The 19,235-nt window shown below is 38.8% G+C and carries 21 protein-coding genes, 1 tRNA gene, 1 riboswitch and 1 other annotated feature (1 of these 24 running past the window's edge); of the genes, 18 read left to right on the top strand and 4 right to left on the bottom strand.

The annotated features are described in order from the left end of the window. Positions 1–220, top strand: a binding site (T-box leader) (it extends 14 nt beyond the left edge of the window). A 91-nt stretch (positions 221–311) separates the two neighbouring features. From QH639_RS11325 to QH639_RS11310, 4 genes are all read left to right on the top strand, one after another. Continuing rightward, a complete protein-coding gene (locus QH639_RS11325) occupies positions 312–1,628 on the top strand; it encodes an amino acid permease (RefSeq protein WP_284705897.1) in 1,317 nt (438 codons plus the stop codon). Positions 1,629–1,749: 121 nt separating this feature from the next. Further along, positions 1,750–2,061 (top strand): thioredoxin, encoded by a 312-nt coding sequence (gene trxA, locus QH639_RS11320; protein ID WP_004226420.1) that lies wholly within the window; start codon positions 1,750–1,752, stop codon positions 2,059–2,061. Between the two features lie 123 nt (positions 2,062–2,184). Further along, positions 2,185–3,975 (top strand): excinuclease ABC subunit UvrC, encoded by a 1,791-nt coding sequence (gene uvrC, locus QH639_RS11315; protein WP_237898408.1) that lies wholly within the window; start codon positions 2,185–2,187, stop codon positions 3,973–3,975. 107 nt (positions 3,976–4,082) lie between these two features. Beyond that, positions 4,083–4,260, top strand: a riboswitch (Lysine riboswitch). A 133-nt stretch (positions 4,261–4,393) separates the two neighbouring features. Beyond that, positions 4,394–5,620, top strand: a complete 1,227-nt coding sequence (locus QH639_RS11310; protein WP_281116063.1) for an aspartate kinase — start codon at positions 4,394–4,396, stop codon at positions 5,618–5,620. 98 nt (positions 5,621–5,718) lie between these two features. On the opposite strand, the gene QH639_RS11305 is transcribed toward QH639_RS11310, so the two are convergent. Further along, the gene (locus tag QH639_RS11305; RefSeq protein WP_048393678.1) at positions 5,719–6,153 is read right to left on the bottom strand and encodes a YslB family protein; all 435 of its coding nucleotides are present in this window, start codon (positions 6,151–6,153) and stop codon (positions 5,719–5,721) included. A gap of 272 nt (positions 6,154–6,425) precedes the next feature. On the opposite strand from QH639_RS11305, the gene QH639_RS11300 reads away from it, so the two are divergent. From QH639_RS11300 to QH639_RS11240, 13 genes are all read left to right on the top strand, one after another. Next, entirely contained in the window at positions 6,426–7,034 is a 609-nt protein-coding gene (locus tag QH639_RS11300) for a succinate dehydrogenase cytochrome b558 subunit (protein ID WP_004226428.1), read from the top strand. Between the two features lie 66 nt (positions 7,035–7,100). After that, a complete protein-coding gene (gene sdhA, locus QH639_RS11295) occupies positions 7,101–8,855 on the top strand; it encodes a succinate dehydrogenase flavoprotein subunit (protein WP_237898404.1) in 1,755 nt (584 codons plus the stop codon). Between the two features lie 5 nt (positions 8,856–8,860). After that, positions 8,861–9,640: a succinate dehydrogenase iron-sulfur subunit gene (gene sdhB / locus QH639_RS11290; protein ID WP_004226431.1), complete on the top strand. Its 780-nt coding sequence runs from the start codon at positions 8,861–8,863 to the stop codon at positions 9,638–9,640. A gap of 193 nt (positions 9,641–9,833) precedes the next feature. Further along, complete coding sequence (locus tag QH639_RS11285; protein ID WP_131521388.1) at positions 9,834–10,298, top strand: acyl-CoA thioesterase; 465 nt, start codon at positions 9,834–9,836, stop codon at positions 10,296–10,298. A gap of 187 nt (positions 10,299–10,485) precedes the next feature. Then, entirely contained in the window at positions 10,486–10,707 is a 222-nt protein-coding gene (locus tag QH639_RS11280; RefSeq protein ID WP_004226437.1) for a helix-turn-helix domain-containing protein, read from the top strand. A 74-nt stretch (positions 10,708–10,781) separates the two neighbouring features. After that, positions 10,782–11,234: a MarR family winged helix-turn-helix transcriptional regulator gene (locus tag QH639_RS11275; protein WP_016991542.1), complete on the top strand. Its 453-nt coding sequence runs from the start codon at positions 10,782–10,784 to the stop codon at positions 11,232–11,234. Positions 11,235–11,244: 10 nt separating this feature from the next. Then, positions 11,245–12,042 carry a glutamate racemase gene (gene racE / locus QH639_RS11270; RefSeq protein ID WP_004226440.1) on the top strand — a complete coding sequence of 266 codons (798 nt, stop codon included), beginning with the start codon at positions 11,245–11,247 and terminating at the stop codon, positions 12,040–12,042. A 132-nt stretch (positions 12,043–12,174) separates the two neighbouring features. Next, on the top strand, positions 12,175–12,924 hold the full coding sequence (gene rph / locus QH639_RS11265; protein WP_112116289.1) for a ribonuclease PH: 750 nt from the start codon (positions 12,175–12,177) through the stop codon (positions 12,922–12,924). 1 nt (position 12,925) lies between these two features. Continuing rightward, positions 12,926–13,519, top strand: a complete 594-nt coding sequence (locus QH639_RS11260) for an XTP/dITP diphosphatase (protein ID WP_004226443.1) — start codon at positions 12,926–12,928, stop codon at positions 13,517–13,519. A 12-nt stretch (positions 13,520–13,531) separates the two neighbouring features. Continuing rightward, positions 13,532–14,035 (top strand): metallophosphoesterase, encoded by a 504-nt coding sequence (locus tag QH639_RS11255; RefSeq protein WP_131521390.1) that lies wholly within the window; start codon positions 13,532–13,534, stop codon positions 14,033–14,035. A 129-nt stretch (positions 14,036–14,164) separates the two neighbouring features. Beyond that, entirely contained in the window at positions 14,165–15,625 is a 1,461-nt protein-coding gene (locus QH639_RS11250; protein ID WP_281116062.1) for a protein adenylyltransferase SelO, read from the top strand. 106 nt (positions 15,626–15,731) lie between these two features. Next, on the top strand, positions 15,732–15,893 hold the full coding sequence (locus QH639_RS11245; protein ID WP_083225372.1) for a DUF2639 domain-containing protein: 162 nt from the start codon (positions 15,732–15,734) through the stop codon (positions 15,891–15,893). A 59-nt stretch (positions 15,894–15,952) separates the two neighbouring features. Beyond that, positions 15,953–16,651, top strand: a complete 699-nt coding sequence (locus tag QH639_RS11240; RefSeq protein ID WP_066037521.1) for a YqjF family protein — start codon at positions 15,953–15,955, stop codon at positions 16,649–16,651. Here QH639_RS11240 and QH639_RS11235 read toward each other — a convergent pair. Beyond that, complete coding sequence (locus QH639_RS11235; protein WP_131521393.1) at positions 16,648–17,298, bottom strand: hypothetical protein; 651 nt, start codon at positions 17,296–17,298, stop codon at positions 16,648–16,650. The two genes, QH639_RS11240 and QH639_RS11235, sit on opposite strands and share 4 nt — an antisense overlap. Positions 17,299–17,391: 93 nt before the next feature. Continuing rightward, complete coding sequence (locus tag QH639_RS11230) at positions 17,392–18,138, bottom strand: SDR family NAD(P)-dependent oxidoreductase (protein ID WP_131521394.1); 747 nt, start codon at positions 18,136–18,138, stop codon at positions 17,392–17,394. Positions 18,139–18,359: 221 nt separating this feature from the next. Between QH639_RS11230 and QH639_RS11225 the strand changes: the two genes are divergently transcribed. Next, positions 18,360–18,433, top strand: a tRNA-Arg gene (locus QH639_RS11225). Between the two features lie 210 nt (positions 18,434–18,643). Here the strand turns inward: QH639_RS11225 and QH639_RS11220 are convergent. Beyond that, the gene (locus QH639_RS11220) at positions 18,644–19,198 is read right to left on the bottom strand and encodes a hypothetical protein (RefSeq protein WP_131520448.1); all 555 of its coding nucleotides are present in this window, start codon (positions 19,196–19,198) and stop codon (positions 18,644–18,646) included. Positions 19,199–19,235: the final 37 nt, after the last annotated feature.

Raw genomic sequence — 19,235 nt, 5'->3', positions numbered from 1 at the left:
TAGGAGTAGTAAAAGCTCGTTATTCGGTGAAGAGAGCTGCGGGTTGGTGCAACGCAGACCAATAAGACTTTGAACTTGCCTAGGAGTGGTAACACAAATAGAATTATCAGATTATTCTATTTGTTTGACGATTAACCTTCGTTACAAGGTTTTTTAAGCTGGGTTCTCAAGAGCCAATTAGAGTGGTACCGCGGTTTGCTGATAGCATATCGTCTCTTCTTTCATTTGATGATGAAGGAATAGATGGTATGCTTTTTTGATATTTAGGAGGTAAGAAAGTGGAAAAAAACAAGCAACAATTAACAAGAACAATGACCTCGCGTCATATCACGATGATGGCGTTAGGTGGTGCCATTGGCGCGGGATTATTTAAAGGAAGTAGTGCAGCCATTGATATGGCAGGACCATCTGTGCTGATTGCGTATTTAATCGGCGGCATTATTTTATTATTTGTTATGCAAGGCTTAGCAGAAATGGCCGTGCGTAATAAAGAAGCGAGAACCTTTAGAGATTTAGTGCAATCCGTGTTAGGTAAATACCCTGCGTATTTCCTAGATTGGATCTACTGGAAAATGTGGGTTTTAAATATTGCAGCAGAGTCTGTCGTGGCTGCTATCTTTATTCAATATTGGTTACCAGAATATCCAATTTGGATACTGGCACTATCTGTTTCTGTGTTAGTAACAGCGATTAATTTATTATCCGTAAAAATCTTTGCAGAAACAGAATATTGGCTAGCATTAATCAAAATTACTGTTATTATTGTCTTTATCATTGCAGGACTTATTTTATTGCTTGTGACGTTTGGAAATCATAGTGCTGTTGGTTTTGCTAACTTAACGGAGCATGGTGGGTTCTTCCCTAATGGCTCGACTGGCTTAATTGCTGCCATGCTTGTAGTTATCTACTCCTATGGTGGGACAGAAATCATCGGGATTACATTAGCTGAAACGAAAAATCCGGAAAAAGTAGTGCCAAAAGCTGTTCGCAGTACATTAGTACGTATTGTTACTTTTTATTTACTGCCATTCTTTATTATCGTAAGCTTGATTCCTTGGAATGAAGTAAATGGGGTTCCTGAAAGCCCGTTTGTCATGGTTTTTAAAATGGTTGGTATTCCAGGGGCAGACCATATTATGAACGCTGTTGTTTTACTTGCCATTATTTCATCAATGAATTCAGGACTGTATGGTTCATCACGCGTACTCTATACACAGGCTGTAGATGGACGTGTGCCTAAAATCTTTGCTTATTTATCGAAACGAAAAGTACCAGTATATGCTATTTTAATGTGTACTTTAGCGATGTATTTAGGGGTCATTTTATCTTTATATGCGGGAAGCAAAACATTTGATTTTCTAATGGGATCACTTGGCTATACTGTGTTATTTATTTGGTTAATTATTGCGATTGCCCATTTAAAATCACGTAAAAAACAAGCAGAGCACACAAGTGCCTATGAAGTAAAATGGTTCCCTTATACGACTTGGATAGCTATATTGGCGTTAAGTGCGATTCTCATCGGAATTATTTTCACCACATCTATTATTGTGACAGGCATTACGTTAGCTATTTACCTTTTTATTACGTTAACCTATGTATTGAAGGGTCGTTATCAAGTCAATTAATGACTGTGTATTGATTTTTCGACACAGATTTGCATAAAAAATACATTGTAGGCAGATTGTTCGCTCAAGTGAATTTATCCATGCTATACTACAAGCATAGTAAGTTTAAGGAGGATTTCAAATGGCAATTGTACATGCAACAGATGCTACGTTCCAGGACGATATTAAAGAAGGGTTAGTACTAGTAGACTTTTGGGCTGCTTGGTGCGGACCATGTAAAATGATTGGGCCAGTTCTTGAAGAAATGGACGCAGCAGGTAGTGCGGCTAAAATTGTAAAAGTTGACGTTGACAATAACCAAGGTACTGCAGCTCAGTATCAAATTATGTCAATCCCATCTTTACTATTATTTAAAGATGGAGAATTAGTTGACAAAACAGTAGGCTTCCAACCAAAAGAAGCTTTAGAAGCATTTATCGCAAAACATGCGTAATGAATGAAGTTCACAAAGCCGAGCCATCAATGGATGTGTTCGGCTTTTTTTCGTTATATAATAAAGAAAATAACTAACATGATTCTAATGAGGGGAATTTTTACTTAGGGGGGCAGGTAGGTAATGAACGATTTAATAAAGCGAAAACTGGATATTTTACCAGATCAACCTGGCTGCTATTTGATGAAGGATCGACAAGGGACTATCATTTATGTCGGTAAAGCAAAAGTTCTAAAAAACCGTGTACGCTCTTATTTTACGGGAACACATGAAGGGAAAACGCAAAGGCTTGTAGGTGAAATAGAAGATTTTGAGTATATTGTAACGTCATCAAATATTGAAGCACTTATTTTAGAGCTGAATCTCATCAAATTACATGATCCAAAATATAATGTCATGTTAACGGATGATAAGACCTATCCATATTTAAAAATTACGAATGAAAAACATCCTCGTCTGATTACGACACGAAAGGTAAAAAAGGATAAGGCAAAATATTTTGGTCCTTATCCGAATGCCTATGCAGCAAGTGAAACGAAAAAGCTATTGGATCGATTGTATCCGCTGCGCAAATGTGTACAATTACCTTCCAAGGTTTGCTTGTACTATCACATGGGTCAATGCTTAGCACCTTGTGTGAAGGAAATTGATGGTCAGGTTTATCAAGAAATGATTGAGGATATGACGAAGTTTCTAAATGGTGGTGTGGAGGCAGTCAAAAAAGAGCTTGAAGTTAAAATGCTAGCAGCTGCAGAAAACCTAGAATTTGAGCGAGCGAAGGAATTCCGAGACCAAATTGCCCATATTGATACGGTTATGCAGAAACAAAAAATAGTTTCAAGTGATACAACAAATCGAGATGTATTTGGCTATGCTGTTGAAAAAGGATGGATGTGTGTTCAGGTTTTCTTTGTGCGCCAAGGAAAGCTGATTGAGCGCGATGTCTCAATTTTCCCGATCTATCAAGATGCAGAGGAAGAATTTTTAACATTTGTTGGGCGCTTTTATGAAAAGCCAGAGCATATTAAGCCAAAAGAAATTTTTATTCCACAAGCCATTGATGCAGCTATCTTAACAGAATTATTAGAAATTAAAGTGCTCACACCGAAAAGAGGTCAAAAGAAGGAATTGGTTGAATTAGCTACCAAAAATGCTGAAATTGCTGTGGCAGCTAAATTCCAGCTAATAGAGCGCCAGGAAGAACGTACGATTGGTGCTTGTGAGGCACTTGGCGAAGCAATGGGTATTAGTACTCCTTTACGAATTGAAGCTTTTGATAATAGTCATATGCATGGAACGGATGCAGTGTCTGCTATGGTTGTTTTCATTGATGGGAAGCCTGCGAAAAAGGAGTACCGAAAATATAAAACGCGTACAGCAGCCAAGCATGATGATTACGGTGCAATGCAGGAGGTTATACGTCGTCGCTATATCCGTGTTTTAAAGGAAGGACTACCATTACCAGATTTAGTCTTAATTGATGGTGGTAAGGGACAAATGGAAGTAGCCCGTGAAGTACTAGAAGATGAGCTTGGTCTTGTTATACCGATTGCTGGTTTAGCCAAGGATGATAAGCATAATACATCTCAGCTCTTGTTCGGTGATCCACCAGAAGTGATTAGCTTAAAACGTACAAGTGATGGCTTTTATTTATTACAACGAATTCAAGACGAAGTCCATCGCTTTGCTATTACCTTCTTGCGTCAACAGCATGAGAAGCATGCCATTCAATCTGTATTAGATCATATTGAAGGGGTAGGACCAAAACGAAAGCAACAGCTTCTTAAACATTTCGGTTCAGTCAAAAAAATTCGAGAGGCGAGCGAGCTAGCATTACAGGAGGCTGGGATGCCCGCTAATTTAGCAAGCCAAATTTTTAGCTATTTTCAGCAACAATCATTGTCAAAGGAATAGGCATGTGCTATGGTTATAAATAACATTGTTTTCAATGTTATGGAGAGCCAACTGCGTGACTAGTTTGTTTACGCTAAGGCTTAATGAATTGAATACATTCACTTTAAAGTGATGATAGAGGTGCAAGATTCAAGAGTAACACAATGGAGGATGGACAAGTCCAGAGATATTGTGTGAAAGGGGAGCTTGCCGAAGTACAGTATTGTTGTTCCATTGCTGTACTGGTTTTGCATTTAAGAAATGTAAGACTGTCGATTCTAAACGTTTCGGAGAGCTATCACACATGCGCAAGTTACGATTATTGTACATGTTATAGGCAGCTTTCACGTTATGTGGAGGCTGCCTTTTAGTTTTCTAGAAACGGTTTTACCCCCCATAATTTGGTGAAATACATGAACTGGAAGGGAGAACGAAAGAAATGGCTAAAGTCGTGATGAAGTTTGGAGGAGCTGCATTAGCTTCTACTGAACAAATCCAAGAGGCTGCTAGGAAAGCGATTGCTGAAAAGGACAAAGGATTGGATGTAGTAGTGGTCGTTGCAGCAATGGGACACACTGCGAAAGAGATGAAAATGATGGTACACCAACTAACTGACGATGTGTCGAAAAGAGAATTAGATGCAGTTTTGTCAACTGGCTCTCAATTATCTAGTGCTTTATTTGCCATTGCCTTGCAGGAAGCAGGCTATGAGGCTGTGTCTCTAACTGGATGGCAAGCTGGTATACATACGGATGGTATGTATCGACATGCTCGTATCGACTATATAGATATTAGTCGTATGGAAGAACATTTTGCACAGGGACAAATTGTGGTTATTGCTGGAGAACAAGGGATTGACGAAGTGCACAATATCACCACGCTTGGAAAAGGTGGAGCTGAAACAGCTGCTGTTGCACTTGCCATAGCGTTGGAAGCGGAGAGAGTAGATATGTATACAAATGTGGATGGTGTTTATACAGCAGATCCACGATATGTTCCCAATGCCCAAAAGCTTCAAGAAATTTCATATGATGAAATGTTGGAATTATCGAATTTAGGGTCTCATATCATACATCCTCGTGCGGTGGAGTTAGCGAAGAAATTTCAAATGCCTGTTATTATACGTTCAAGTTTAATAGAATCAGTAGGCACTTTATTGAAGGAGGAAGTGGAAATGGAAAAAAATTTAGTCGTTCGTGGTGTTGCATTTGAATCAGATATTATTCGTTTAACAGTAGGGTATGATGCTTTTTCCAATGCTTTATTAGCAGATATATTTACGGTTCTTGCAGAGAACCGTATTAATGTAGATATTATTGTCCAAGCCATTATTGATGGGTTGAAGCCAACTGTATCGTTTTCCATTTTAAAAGAGGAATTTGCGGAAGCATTACGTGTTTTAGAGGATAGTAAATTATCACTTGGATTTAGTTTTGCTGACTTCGAAATTGGACTAGCAAAAGTTTCTATTATTGGTTCAGGCATGGCTTCCAATCCAGGCGTTGCTGCTCGTATGTTTGATCGGTTACGTCGTGAAAATATCCCTGTAAAAATGGTTAGTACTTCTGAAATAAAAGTGTCCGTTGTTGTACCACAGGATGATATGATCCAAGCAGCTAATGCTCTCCATGATGAGTTTAATTTAGAGCAAGCACTTTACATATAATAATAGAAGAAACAGCATTTTATGTAATTGACCGAAATAAAAGGAAGAAAAAAGAAGGATTGTCATCCCATTCTTTAATGGGAAACAATCCTTTTTAATTATTCTGAGGGAATGGTATTCATAATACGTTCTTTAACGTCCCATTTGACTGTAAACATGACGTATTGTTGCTTTTCCCGTTTTTCATTATAGCATTCTGTTAGGTAGCCTTTAGCTAGTTGAATTTGCTCTGCTATAAATCCAGCTTCAAGTTTAAAGCTGCGCTGCTTTATTTGCAGAATTTCAGGGTCATTTGTCAACTGGAAAATACGTCCATCTTTTGATTCCTTTATGAGTTCTAATGTACCCCAGCAGGCATCTGCGAAAAACGCGATAAGTTCATCTTGACTTTTACATGGGAACTTGCGAGCAAGCTCTTTACCTGCCCAATAAAGGACGTCATCTTCATGTTTACCAAGTATAGAAGATAGAATATGATCACGAATGATCTCATAGCCAAATGATGAGATTGTAGGAGATGGAGTGTTTAACATTGTTATCCTTCTTTCTTAGAATTTTCTTAAAATTTAACGGTAATAAAGTAATGATAGATTTTTCGAGAAAAAACGACGCATCATGTACTAGATTAGTTCTTTAATAAGCTCTATGAAAAACTCCGAGTTGCCTTGACGCTCGTAGCTCTTGAGAGTACAATAAACATGTCATAATATTGTACCATGATGAAATACACAGTCAATGAAGTATCATTTACAAAATGATGACTTCTTTTGTTGTGCTATTTTAAGTACTAAGGGGGGTAACAGTCTTGTCGAAAGATCGAGAGTTTTTATGGCGTCGCTTACATTCTCTACTTGGGATCATTCCAGTAGGTCTGTTTTTAACGATGCACCTGTTCATTAACTTTACAGCAACAGGCGGGGCAGAAAGTTACAACGATGCTACCGCAGTAATGGAAAAGATTCCATTCCTTATCCTAGTTGAATGGATTGTCATCTATATTCCATTAATGTTCCACGCATTCTATGGTGTCTACATTGCATTCACTGCTACACCAAACACTGGACGTTTCAGCACGTACCGTAACTGGATGTTCTCTTTACAACGTTTTACTGGTGTATTCTTAGTGATATTCATTGCATGGCATATTTTCCAAACTCGTATTCAAAAAGCACTTGGCACACACGTTGATTACGACATGATGGCGAATATTGTTGCTAATCCATTCATGCTTGGATTCTACATTGTTGGTATTTTATCAGCAACTTTCCACTTATCTAACGGTTTATGGGCATTCCTAGTAAGCTGGGGTATTACACAATCTCCTCAGTCTCAAAAGATCGCTACTTACGTAACAAACATTCTTTTCGTAATTCTAAGTGTAGTTGGTGTGGCTGCTATTTTAGCTTTCGTATAATTCAATAGAGGCTACGATAGAGCACATGCAATCATTGCAATTTTTTAAGAGGAGTGAGAAATAATCATGGCGAAAAGCAAAATAATTGTTGTCGGCGGTGGTCTTGCCGGTCTGATGGCAACGATTAAAGCAGCTGAAGTTGGTACTGAAGTTGATTTATTCTCATTAGTTCCTGTAAAACGCTCACACTCTGTTTGTGCGCAAGGCGGAATTAATGGTGCGGTAAATACTAAAGGTGAAGGGGATTCTCCATGGATCCACTTTGATGATACAGTATATGGTGGGGACTTCCTAGCGAACCAACCACCAGTAAAAGGTATGTGTGATGCAGCACCTGGCATTATCCACTTAATGGACCGTATGGGTGTTATGTTCAACCGTACACCAGAAGGGCTTTTAGATTTCCGTCGTTTTGGTGGTACTTTAATGCACCGTACAGCTTTCTCTGGTGCAACAACTGGTCAACAATTACTATATGCGCTAGATGAGCAAGTTCGTTCTCATGAAGTAGCTGGTTTAGTAAATAAATATGAACACTGGGAATTCCTTGGTGTTATTATCGATGAAGACGGCGTTTGTCGTGGTATCGTAGCGCAAGATATGCGTACAGAAGAAATTAAATCATTCCGTGCAGACGCTGTTATTATGGCGACTGGTGGCCCTGGTATTATCTTCGGTAAAACAACAAACTCTGTTATTAACACAGGTTCTGCTGCTTCTATCGTTTATCAACAAGGTGCTTCATATGCGAATGGTGAATTCATTCAAATTCACCCAACAGCGATTCCTGGAGATGACAAAAACCGTCTAATGTCAGAATCAGCTCGTGGTGAAGGTGGTCGTATTTGGACTTATAAAGACGGTAAACCTTGGTACTTCCTAGAAGAAAAATACCCAGCTTATGGTAACTTAGTACCACGTGATATTGCAACACGTGAAATTTTCGACGTTTGTGTAAACCAAAAACTTGGTATCAATGGCGAAAACATGGTATACCTAGATCTTTCACATAAAGATCCACATGAATTGGATGTTAAACTTGGTGGTATCATCGAAATCTACGAAAAATTCGTAGGGGATGACCCACGTAAATTACCAATGAAAATTTTCCCAGCTGTCCACTATTCAATGGGTGGATTATGGGTTGACTACAATCAAATGACTGAAATTCCTGGTCTATTTGCAGCAGGTGAATGTGATTACTCTCAACATGGTGCAAACCGTCTTGGTGCAAACTCATTATTATCTGCTATCTACGGTGGTATGGTTGCAGGACCAAACGCAGTAGACTATGTAAAACACCTTAAAAAGCATGCAGAAGATCTTCCACAAGAGATTTACGATGCTCGTGTAAAAGAGGAACAAGCGAAATGGGATGCTATCATGAAAATGGAAGGCACAGAAAACGCTTACTTACTGCATAAAGAGCTTGGTGAAATGATGACTGCTACAATGACTGTAGTACGTTACAATGATCAGCTTGAAGATACATTGAAAAAACTTGATGAGCTTACTGAGCGCTGGAGCAACATCAACATCAATGATACGCAAAAATGGAGCAATCAAGGCGCGCACTTTACACGTCAGCTTAAAAATATGTTAGTGCTTGCAAAAGTAATGACAAAAGGTGCACTATTACGTAATGAATCTCGTGGTGCACACTATAAACCTGATTTCCCTAACCGTGATGACGAGAACTTCTTAAAAACAACAATGGCGAAGTTTGACCCAGCTACTGGTAATCCAATCATTACGTACCAAGAAGTCGACGTTTCATTAATCCCACCACGTAAACGCGACTACTCTGCGAAAGGAGACTAAAAGTTATGCAAATCGCAGCAAATACTGGAAGAATGGTCAAAGTGGAAATCTTACGTCAAGATACACAAGGCGGCAATAGCTACTGGCAAAAATTCCAAGTGCCTTACCGTCATGGTATGAACGTAATTTCAATTTTAATGGAAATTCAAAAAAATCCTGTTACTGAAGATGGTGTAAACACATCACCAGTATCATGGGATATGAACTGTTTAGAAGAAGTTTGTGGTGCATGTTCAATGGTGATCAATGGCCGTCCGCGTCAATCATGTTCTACACTAGTAGACCAATTGACAGAGCCGATTAAATTGGAGCCAATGAAAACATTCCCTGTTATTCGTGACCTACAAGTTGACCGTGAACGTATGTTCAACGCGCTTAAAAAAGTTAAAGCATGGGTACCAATCGATGGTACGTATGATTTAGGTGAAGGTCCACGTATGCCAGAAGGTAAACGTCAATGGGCTTATGAACTATCTAAATGTATGACTTGTGGTGTATGTATGGAAGCATGTCCAAACGTGTCTGAAAAGGCTTCATTCATCGGACCAGCTCCATTATCACAAGTACGTCTTTTCAACACTCACCCAACTGGTGCTATGATTAAAGATGAACGTTTAAATGCGATTATGGGTGACGGTGGCCTTGCAAACTGTGGTAACTCTCAAAACTGTGTTGCTGCATGTCCAAAAGGTATTCCTTTAACAACATCCATCGCTTCATTAAACCGTGCAACTACAGTGCAAATGTTCCGTAACTTCTTCGGTTCTGACCACTACGTAGACTAATATACGGACAAGCTGAACTCCCTTACACGAAGTGTAAGGGAGTTTTTTAAAGTTATAGAAATGAAATTTATCAAGTGTTATTTACGTTTTTTCTATGATAATATAGTATTTTCTTTTATAATGAATATGTATTCATTTTGTTTGCCGTTGATTGATAAAAGACGGGCAATTACATGACAGGGGATGGTATATCATGAAGGCAAATTATATCGATAATTTTCAAGAGTGGGAAAAGGGTTTTTCATTTTTTAGTGAGGTACGAGTGCGATTTTCAGAAACAGACATGTATGGTCATATGAACAATACGATTAGCTTTACATATTTTGAGCAGGCAAGAATTGATTACTTCCGACATTTAGGAATTTTAATGCCCTCAGTTGGAGAAGAGAATGTGAAATCTATACCCATTGTAGCCGATTTACAATGTGATTATGTAAGGCAGGTTTTCTTTGATGATGTACTACGAATCTATACAAAAATCGCGCAAGTTGGGAATTCGTCGCTGGACATTCACTATCTAGCAAAAAATCAAAAGGACGAAATCTGTTTCACTGGTCGTGGCACAATTGTGCAAATGGATCCTCGTACAGGTAAAAGTGTGCCGATTTCAGAGGAAGAAAAAACAAAATTCATTCAGTTGGCCATTCTGCCTCACTAGTTCAATATATAAGTATATGTAAATTAAGTGAAATAGTAGGTTTTACTTTTTACGTAAAATTTATGAATGTAACAATGTAATTTTCGAAATTTTTAAGGAAACATGGAATAATCATGCAAATAGCCGTCACCGCTTCCTGCCCCTTAACATAAGTTACAATACGTGCGGGGGAGGAGGGTGTAACTGAATGAATGGCTCTCATCATCGTTCTCTTTTAACAAACCGAGAACGTGAAATATTTGCGCTTTTATTAGCTGAAAAAACAACGAGAGATATTGCAGAGCAGCTTGGTATTAGTGAAAAAACAGTGCGAAATCACATTTCCAATACAATTCAAAAGCTAGGTGTAACGAATCGATCTCAGGCGTTAATTGAGCTGTTACGCTTGGAAGAATTTAAATTAGACTAATGGACACTTGCTATTTCGTGAAAAAAACGACAAAATAGAACTATTCAACGTATTTTTAGGAGTGAAATAGTTATATGTCGGATGAAGTAACAAAGCACTCACCTGAAACCGTTGCAACGGTTGAAAAGGAATTACGCTATATAGCGGCCATCGTGAAGCAAAAGGGAAGAGAAATTGTTTCCGATTATGCGATTACGCCGCCACAATTTGTTGCATTACAGTGGTTAGAAGAGCTTGGTGATATTACAATTGGCGAATTATCAAACCGTTTATATTTAGCTTTTAGCACGACAACAGATTTAGTGGACCGAATGGAGAAAAATGAATTAGTCAAGCGTGTGCGTGATGAAAATGATCGCCGTGTCGTTGTCGTTCATCTTCTCGAAAAGGGCGAACGTATCATTCAAGAAGTAATTGAAAAAAGACAGCAATATTTGCAAGAGATGCTTGTTGGTTTTAATGAACAAGAAGTCGCGCAATTATCAAGCTATTTAGAAAAACTACATGTACACATGAAACAGGATTGAGGCGGAAAGTATGAATGCCCCGATAGGCGTTATTGACTCAGGAGTAGGCGGTTTAACCGTAGCAAAAGAAATCATGAAGCGATTGCCAAACGAAACGATTTATTATATTGGCGATACAGCAAGGTGTCCGTATGGTCCAAGAAGTCGTCAGGAAGTACGGAATTTTACTTGGCAAATGGCAAAAGCACTCGAAAAAATGAATGTTAAGATGCTCGTTATAGCTTGTAATACAGCGACTGCAGTAGCACTCGAAAGTTTACAAAGAAATATGCCTTTTCCAGTACTAGGTGTTATCAATGCTGGCGCACGTGCAGCTGTAAAAAAAACGAAGCGACATGAAGTCGTTGTGCTTGCAACAGAAGGAACAATTAAAAGTGGGGCGTATGAAGAAGCCTTATTGTCACTCAATACGTCAACACATATTATTCCACTAGCTTGTCCCACATTCGTACCACTTGTAGAAAGTGGCGAATATAAAGGTGACTTTGCAAATAATTTAATAGCAGAAGGCTTAAAGCCGTTGAAAAATCGACAATTTGATACGGTTATTTTAGGGTGTACACATTATCCTATTTTACAAAAACAAATTGAAGCTGTTGTCGGAGAAGATGTGAATGTTTTATCTTCTGCGGAGGAAACAGCAAAGGATGTACAGGAAATGTTAGCGTATAATGGCACTTTAGCAAATGCAAATGCGGTGCCTGCTCATAGATTTTTTGCAACTGGTTCTGTCCCAATTTTCCGTTCGATTGCTGAGAATTGGTTAGAGCAAGGTACTCTCGACATAAAACGTATCACATTAAAATAAAAAATCAGCTTAGCAACAGGCTAGGCTGATTTTTTACGTTTTTAGCATTGTACATAAGCCACCGAGTACTTTTTTGATGGCACAAATTATGATAAGATGAGGGCGCGAAAGTTTTTAGGAGGAACGAAATATATGACAAGATATGATGGTAGAAATGCAGATGGGCTACGACCTGTGAAAATAGATAGTGAGTATCTATTACACCCTGAAGGCTCCGTATTAATTCAAGTAGGCAATACAAAAGTAATTTGCACCGCAACGATTGAAGACAAGGTACCTGGTTTTCTACGTGGGCAAGGGAAAGGGTGGATTACAGCCGAGTATTCCATGCTGCCTCGTGCAACCGCTCAACGTACACCACGTGAATCCTCTCGTGGGAAAGTCAATGGTCGTACAATGGAGATACAGCGCTTGATTGGGCGTGCATTGCGTGCTGTAGTCGATTTAGAGGCGCTAGGCGAACGTACTGTATGGATTGACTGTGATGTCATTCAAGCGGATGGCGGTACTCGTACAGCATCCATTACGGGAGCATTTGTTGCCATGACACAGGCCATTGCTAAATTTGCTGAAGAAAAGCCATTTGAAAAATTCCCAGTAACAGACTTTTTAGCAGCTACAAGTGTTGGGATCGTTGAAGAACAAGGCGCTATTCTTGATTTAAATTATGTAGAAGATGTGGCTGCAGCTGTTGATATGAACATTGTGATGACAGGCGCAGGACGATTTGTTGAATTACAAGGTACTGGTGAGGAAGCTACTTTTTCTCGTGAAGAACTAAATGAATTGTTAGCATTAGGTGAAAAAGGCATACAACAATTAGTGGAGCTTCAAAAAATAACGCTTGGTGAACTGGCACACAAAGTTGGAGGGAATCAATAATATGAAACAAGTAGTCATCGCCACAAAAAATAAAGGAAAAGCAAAAGATTTTGAAGCATTATTTGGACCACTTGGTTATGAAGTCGTAACAATGTTTGAAGTGGCACCAGATATGGAAATAGAAGAAACAGGAACAACATTCGAAGAAAATGCCATCTTAAAAGCAGAAGCATTGGCGAAGGAGCTTAATACCATTGTTATTGCAGATGACAGTGGTTTAGCAGTAGATGCATTAAATGGTGAGCCAGGTGTGTACTCCGCTCGCTATGCTGGTGACCATGACGATGAAGCAAACATGATTAAACTGTTAGAAAATTTACAAGGCGTCGAAGATGACAAACGTACAGCACGTTTTTGCTGCTGTATTGCAATTGCAGGACCTGATTTCGCAACAACAACGGTATTTGGTACATGTGAAGGCGTCATTGCCCATGAAAAGCGCGGAACGAATGGCTTTGGCTATGATCCAATCTTTTTTGTGCCAAGCTTAAATCGAATGATGGCTGAGCTTTCACCAGAGGAAAAGGGTTCTATTTCTCACCGAGGCAATGCAATTCGCAAGTTAAAGGAGCAATTACCGAATCTTATCAAATAAGAGGTGATATCCATGAAAATGCTTGTTATGAGCGATACACATGGTGACAGCCATGTCATCGAAAAGGTTAGAGGTTTTTATCCTGAAATAGATATTGTGGTTCATTGTGGAGATAGTGAACTTCCCTATTCACATGAGGCATTAGAAGGATTGAAAAAAGTACGTGGAAACTGTGATCGTGAGAAAGCTTTCCCTGAAGAAGAAATTTTCATGGTCCATGATGTAAAGATTTTTGTGACACACGGTCATTTATTCAATGTGAAAAATTCCATCTTATCATTATCCTATCGTGCTAAAGAAGTAGGTGCACAGATCGTTTGCTTTGGTCATTCACATATTCTTGGTGCCGAAATGATGGATGATATCCTATTTTTAAATCCAGGCAGCTTATTAAAACCACGTGGTCGTAAAGAGAAAAGCTTTGCTGTTGTGGAAATCAATGCGACATCTTTTAAAGTTGATTGCATGACAGATGATAATCAATGTATGGCTACATATACATTTGATCGACAATAATAGAGAAAATCCGCATAACTAGTAAAGTATGCGGATTTTTATTTGGGCTACTGATAATGGTAAAATTGCCTATGAATGATTCATGCTGAATTAGCAAAAATAAATCGTAAAGTCAATAAAGGAGAAAATATGAAAAAAACAATTGGCTGGCATTTTGATAATAGTTACGTTCAACTACCAAGTATTTTTTATTCCGACATATCGTTAAATCCTGTTCGTTCACCAAAATTGATCTTATTAAATGAATCAGTTGCAGCCTCACTTGGGTTAGACATTCAGGCTTTAAAGAGTGAGGAAGCATTAGCCGTTTTAGCTGGTAATACAACTCCAGAAGGTGGCGAACCGATTGCACAGGCTTACGCAGGGCATCAATTTGGTCATTTTAATATGCTAGGTGACGGTAGGGCTCTATTATATGGGGAGCAAATCACACCTCAAAAGGAACGGTATGATATTGCTTTAAAAGGATCAGGTAGAACACCTTATTCTCGCGGTGGAGACGGGCGAGCCGCATTAGGTCCAATGCTAAGAGAATATATTATTAGTGAAGCGATGTTTGCACTAGGGATCCCAACTTCACGTAGTCTAGCAGTAGTCACTACAGGTGAAATGATTATTCGAGAAACGGAACTACCAGGCGCTATTGTCACAAGAGTTGCAAGTAGTCATTTGCGGGTAGGGACATTTCAATATGCTGCGCAATGGGGGACAGATGAGGAGCTACAGCTTTTAGCTGATTATGCAATAGAACGACATTACGCAGCTAATATTGGCAATCAAAATCGTTATCTTTATTTGTTAAATCAAGTCATAAAGAAACAAGCCTCCCTTATAGCAAAGTGGCAGTTAGTGGGCTTTATCCATGGCGTCATGAACACCGATAATATGACCATTAGCGGTGAAACCATTGATTATGGTCCTTGTGCATTCATGGACATCTATGATCCTGCGACTGTGTTTAGCTCGATTGATCACCAAGGACGCTATGCTTATGGAAATCAGCCCAATATCGGTGGCTGGAATTTAACGCGCTTAGCAGAGTCCTTACTACCTTTAATTGATGATGATCAAGAAAAAGCCATTCAACTGGCACAAGAAACGCTACAACAGTATCCAAAATTATATGTAGAAAATTGGTTGGAAGGTATGCGTGCAAAGCTAGGCATTTTTAATGAGGAGCAAGAAGACATCAAGCTTGTTGAAGAGCTTCTTCAGCTTCTTCAGCAATATCAAGCAGATTATACGAATACATTTATCGCCTTAACGTTTGAGCAATTGGAGGATTCCCCATTATTTAATGCATCAGCTTTTAAGGACTGGTATCACAAATGGCAAGCTCGATTAGCAAGACAGCAGCAAAACAAAGATATGTCACAACAATTAATGCGCCAACATAATCCAGCTGTTATTCCGCGTAACCACAGGGTAGAAGAAGCTTTGGAAGCGGCTGTAGAACAAGGCGATTATAGTGTGATGAACAACTTACTAAAAGTCCTAGCCCAGCCTTATGCTCATACGAAAGACCAACAAGAATACGCTTCATTACCTGAACCGACTAATCAACCATATCGTACGTTTTGTGGCACATAACTAAAAACGAGAGCTATTTATTCTCTCGTTTTTTATTTGTAAAGGCACTCTACCGTATTCAAACGCATATTCTATGTATGAATAAAAATAAAGGAGAATAGGGTTGGTGCATAAGTATTCAAAGGGTTGGTTTGTCAAAGTTTTACGTGCTCATGGAATTATGGTTCATCCTCAATTTAAAAGTCATTTAGGCTTATATAAAGAATCTGAATTACGAAACTTATATTATCGTTATGTCGAAATAGAGTCTGCTGACCAAAATCAATAGATCGTTTGTTTGAAGAACTCCTTTCTAGGAAAAACTAGTGATTAGAAAGGAGTTTTACGATGTGGATGATGACTCAAACATGGCAAGATGTTCTATTTTTACATTGGCCGATAGCCCCTCAAGAACTCGAAAAACATGTACCTAAAGAACTGAAGCTCGATCTCTTTGAACAAAATGCCTGGCTTAGTGCTGTCCTTTTTAAAGTTTATCGACATCGGCTACGCTTTTTACCACCTCTTCCTGGGATGAATACCTATTTACAATTGAATGTCCGAACATATGTGGAGTATAACGGCATGAAAGGCATTTATTTTTTTCATTTAGATGTGACGAATAATTTCTTATCAAAAATTACGGCAATAGGTAGCTTGCCATATCGCCATTCCAACATCCTAGTAAAACAAAGAGGGAATCACTATTCATATACAAGCCATTACAAAGCATGTGACGAAAGATTGAGGGTTATTTATACTATAGGAGACAAGACCAATACTAATTTTGACCGATGGATTGTAGAGCGCTACCATTCATGGGCGAAATGGAAGGATACACTTTTTCGCATTGATATTCACCACTCCCCGTGGGAATTAAAAAGAGCCAACGTAACGATTGAAAGCAATACATTAGCCTCTTTTATGAAGGGGAAACTTCAGGGCATGCAGCCTCGTGCTCATTATGCTAAAAACAAAACGGCGAGAGTTTTTCCTCCAGTAGTTGAGCATAAAATAATCATAAATCCATCAAGATTTTTGCATTAAAAGAGGTAGCAAAATTGCATAACGATGGCGCTGGCAATCATATCCGACATCGCAAGTGCCTCTGCTTCAATTTCATCAAATACCTCTACATCTGCCTGATAATCTTTTTGTATCATCGTGACAGCTTCATTTTTCGTTAAAGCTAAATGCGTATAAAACATTTTTTGTACGGCCTCTCTAGTTAGGTATGGATTGATTGTATGCAAAAAGAAAGCAATATCATCTGCATTACGATACCATTCCCTCTCTTTAGCTTCCGCTGTGGTAGCGTCACCTTTCGCAGCAGCTGTCACTAATTGAGCCGCAATTACCAGATGCTCTTTAATTAAAGCTGCATAACGATCCGCCACGGAGTCACCATAAAAGGGGCGTAAACAATTCCCTAAATCGGTTGCATTGCGTAGCAAACGCTGCTGCACAAAGGGTAAATCAGGCAAATTAAACACAATGCTAATAATAGTCATCCGTGTCCAATTCACATGCTCCATCCAAAGTAAGCGGTTCATAGCCATAAAGTCTGCTTCGCCTTTACTAATACAGCGTCGGTAATCATTTGACTGTAAAATGTGACGAATCGGAGCCGTATACTGCGTATAGGGAGCATGATACAGCTGACTTAATGAAAAACCATTTGAATAGGGGTACAAGGCTTCACTCCTTCTTGTTCTTTCTCCTACAGTAGCATACTCTAAGGAATCTCGGAGTATGAAGAACAAGAAAGAAAAGAAGAGACGACAAAATTACGCTTCATACATCATTTTCTTCGTCATGCCACCATCAACTGTAAGATTAATACCTGTCACAAAGTTATTGATCGGGTTTGTTAAATAGAGACAAGCCTGTGCAATATCCTCAGGCAGACCAACCCTTCCTGACAAATGCTGCGCATGGTCGATTGGCCGTAGTGCCTCGTAATCACCTGTTTCAATCCACCCAGGGGAAATACAATTCACTGTAATTTGATCTGGCCCTAAAGATCGCGCTAAAGCATGTGTTAACGCGATGATACCACCCTTTGTAGCCGCATAAGCTTCTGAATGAGGCTCTGACATTTCAGCTCGCGTTGAGGCCAGCGAAACAATGGAACCACCCTTTGCATTATGCCGCATCACTTTTGCAGCCTCTCTGGCACAGAAAAAGGTACCCGTTAAATTCGTCTGCAACAAATCCTGCCACTCATCAAACGTTACCTCATAGGGAGATTGATGCTGGAACTTCCCAGCATTATTAATTAAAATATGAATGGTTCCATATTGCTCAACAGCTCGCTGCATCAAATGAATGATATCCTGTTCCTTTGTCACATCCGTTGGCACAAATAATGCAGAGTAGCCTTGAGCAAGCATATCCTGTTCTAACTGTTGACCTAAGCCTGCCTTCAAATCAGCAATCACCACTTTTGCACCTTGTTGTGCATATGCAAGCGTAATACCCTTACCAATCCCTTGTGCACCACCTGTGACCATAACGACTAAATCTTTAAACATCCACAAACCTCCTACTTTTTTATCGCCAATAGTGTAGCAAATATTTTGCTATCCGTCCTGTTAAGAGGGTGAAGAAATGGTATAATGGACGCTGTAGCAACATATGATAAAAAATATGAGGCAAACCTTGCCTGCATAGTAAAATTAATGTTGACATTATGCTATAAAGTACATATAATAAATATTGTCCTTCCTATGGAATACATAAGAAACGACATCATGTCTCAGTAGCTCAGCTGGATAGAGCAACGGCCTTCTAAGCCGTCGGTCGGGGGTTCGAATCCCTCCTGGGACGTCAAGCAAAGCCTTACAGCCATAACGGCTGTAAGGCTTTTTGTTTTTATGCATTAATATGAATAGCCTTAAAATTTCCCCATAATTTGTCCAAATCAATCCTTTTATTAAAAAGCTTATCAAAGTGAGCACTAGCTCTTTGATCTGTTTCTTGTAAAGTGTATTGAATGTAAAACAAGATTGCCCATAGACAGTCCTGCTAAGAATGTTTTTAAAATAAACTAGAAAAGAAATTTTTCGTAGTGCTAACAATTGAATTAAAAGTAGAGGAAATGAAATTAATAGCAGCACTTATTGCATTTTTTACAGTTTCCACAACGGTAACAAAAACATTTAAAACTTTATCCATAATATCTTGTATAAAGGCACCGACTTTATCAGCAATAGTAAGTATTAGTGTTTGGGCTGAAGGATGCTCTTCACCAAAATCTATCAATGAATCGTAGTATTTATTGATCATGTCTTCCGATTTTTTTAAAGCTTCCTCTTTTTTCTTACGCATATTTTCAAAAAAAGTTGTTTGATTTTTATCAATTTCTAATTGCTTAACATTTTCTTTTAAGTCTAATTCTTCTTGCACATAAAAATTATTAACGTTCTCCTGATATTCTTGTGTTAGTTTTTGTAATTCATCAGGTGCGTCTGATAATGAAGGAGCTTGAAGTCCAATGAACGCTGCTAAAGAAAATTCTTTGGTTTGCTCTCCCGTATAAGCATCTCTCATTTGATTCATAATACTACTAAAATTTTTTACTGCTACTGTCATAATTATTCCTCCTAGTAATTTAATTGTTGAAACAACT

The organism is Lysinibacillus sp. 1 U-2021 (assembly GCF_029916965.1).
Lineage (GTDB): Bacteria > Bacillota > Bacilli > Bacillales_A > Planococcaceae > Lysinibacillus > Lysinibacillus capsici.
Note: the sequence above shows the minus strand (reverse complement) of the source record. Positions and strands in the feature narration are given on the sequence as shown.

Excerpts from the sequence above, each read along its gene's own strand:
- QH639_RS11325 (WP_284705897.1), top strand. The coding sequence starts at position 312 with ATGACCTCGCGTCATATCACGATGATGGCGTTAGGTGGTGCCATTGGC.
- trxA (WP_004226420.1), top strand. The coding sequence starts at position 1,750 with ATGGCAATTGTACATGCAACAGATGCTACGTTCCAGGACGATATTAAA.
- uvrC (WP_237898408.1), top strand. The coding sequence starts at position 2,185 with ATGAACGATTTAATAAAGCGAAAACTGGATATTTTACCAGATCAACCT.
- QH639_RS11310 (WP_281116063.1), top strand. The coding sequence starts at position 4,394 with ATGGCTAAAGTCGTGATGAAGTTTGGAGGAGCTGCATTAGCTTCTACT.
- QH639_RS11305 (WP_048393678.1), bottom strand. The coding sequence starts at position 6,153 with ATGTTAAACACTCCATCTCCTACAATCTCATCATTTGGCTATGAGATC.
- sdhA (WP_237898404.1), top strand. The coding sequence starts at position 7,101 with ATGGCGAAAAGCAAAATAATTGTTGTCGGCGGTGGTCTTGCCGGTCTG.
- sdhB (WP_004226431.1), top strand. The coding sequence starts at position 8,861 with ATGCAAATCGCAGCAAATACTGGAAGAATGGTCAAAGTGGAAATCTTA.
- QH639_RS11285 (WP_131521388.1), top strand. The coding sequence starts at position 9,834 with ATGAAGGCAAATTATATCGATAATTTTCAAGAGTGGGAAAAGGGTTTT.
- QH639_RS11280 (WP_004226437.1), top strand. The coding sequence starts at position 10,486 with ATGAATGGCTCTCATCATCGTTCTCTTTTAACAAACCGAGAACGTGAA.
- QH639_RS11275 (WP_016991542.1), top strand. The coding sequence starts at position 10,782 with ATGTCGGATGAAGTAACAAAGCACTCACCTGAAACCGTTGCAACGGTT.
- racE (WP_004226440.1), top strand. The coding sequence starts at position 11,245 with ATGAATGCCCCGATAGGCGTTATTGACTCAGGAGTAGGCGGTTTAACC.
- rph (WP_112116289.1), top strand. The coding sequence starts at position 12,175 with ATGACAAGATATGATGGTAGAAATGCAGATGGGCTACGACCTGTGAAA.
- QH639_RS11260 (WP_004226443.1), top strand. The coding sequence starts at position 12,926 with ATGAAACAAGTAGTCATCGCCACAAAAAATAAAGGAAAAGCAAAAGAT.
- QH639_RS11255 (WP_131521390.1), top strand. The coding sequence starts at position 13,532 with ATGAAAATGCTTGTTATGAGCGATACACATGGTGACAGCCATGTCATC.
- QH639_RS11250 (WP_281116062.1), top strand. The coding sequence starts at position 14,165 with ATGAAAAAAACAATTGGCTGGCATTTTGATAATAGTTACGTTCAACTA.
- QH639_RS11240 (WP_066037521.1), top strand. The coding sequence starts at position 15,953 with ATGTGGATGATGACTCAAACATGGCAAGATGTTCTATTTTTACATTGG.
- QH639_RS11230 (WP_131521394.1), bottom strand. The coding sequence starts at position 18,138 with ATGTTTAAAGATTTAGTCGTTATGGTCACAGGTGGTGCACAAGGGATT.
- QH639_RS11220 (WP_131520448.1), bottom strand. The coding sequence starts at position 19,198 with ATGACAGTAGCAGTAAAAAATTTTAGTAGTATTATGAATCAAATGAGA.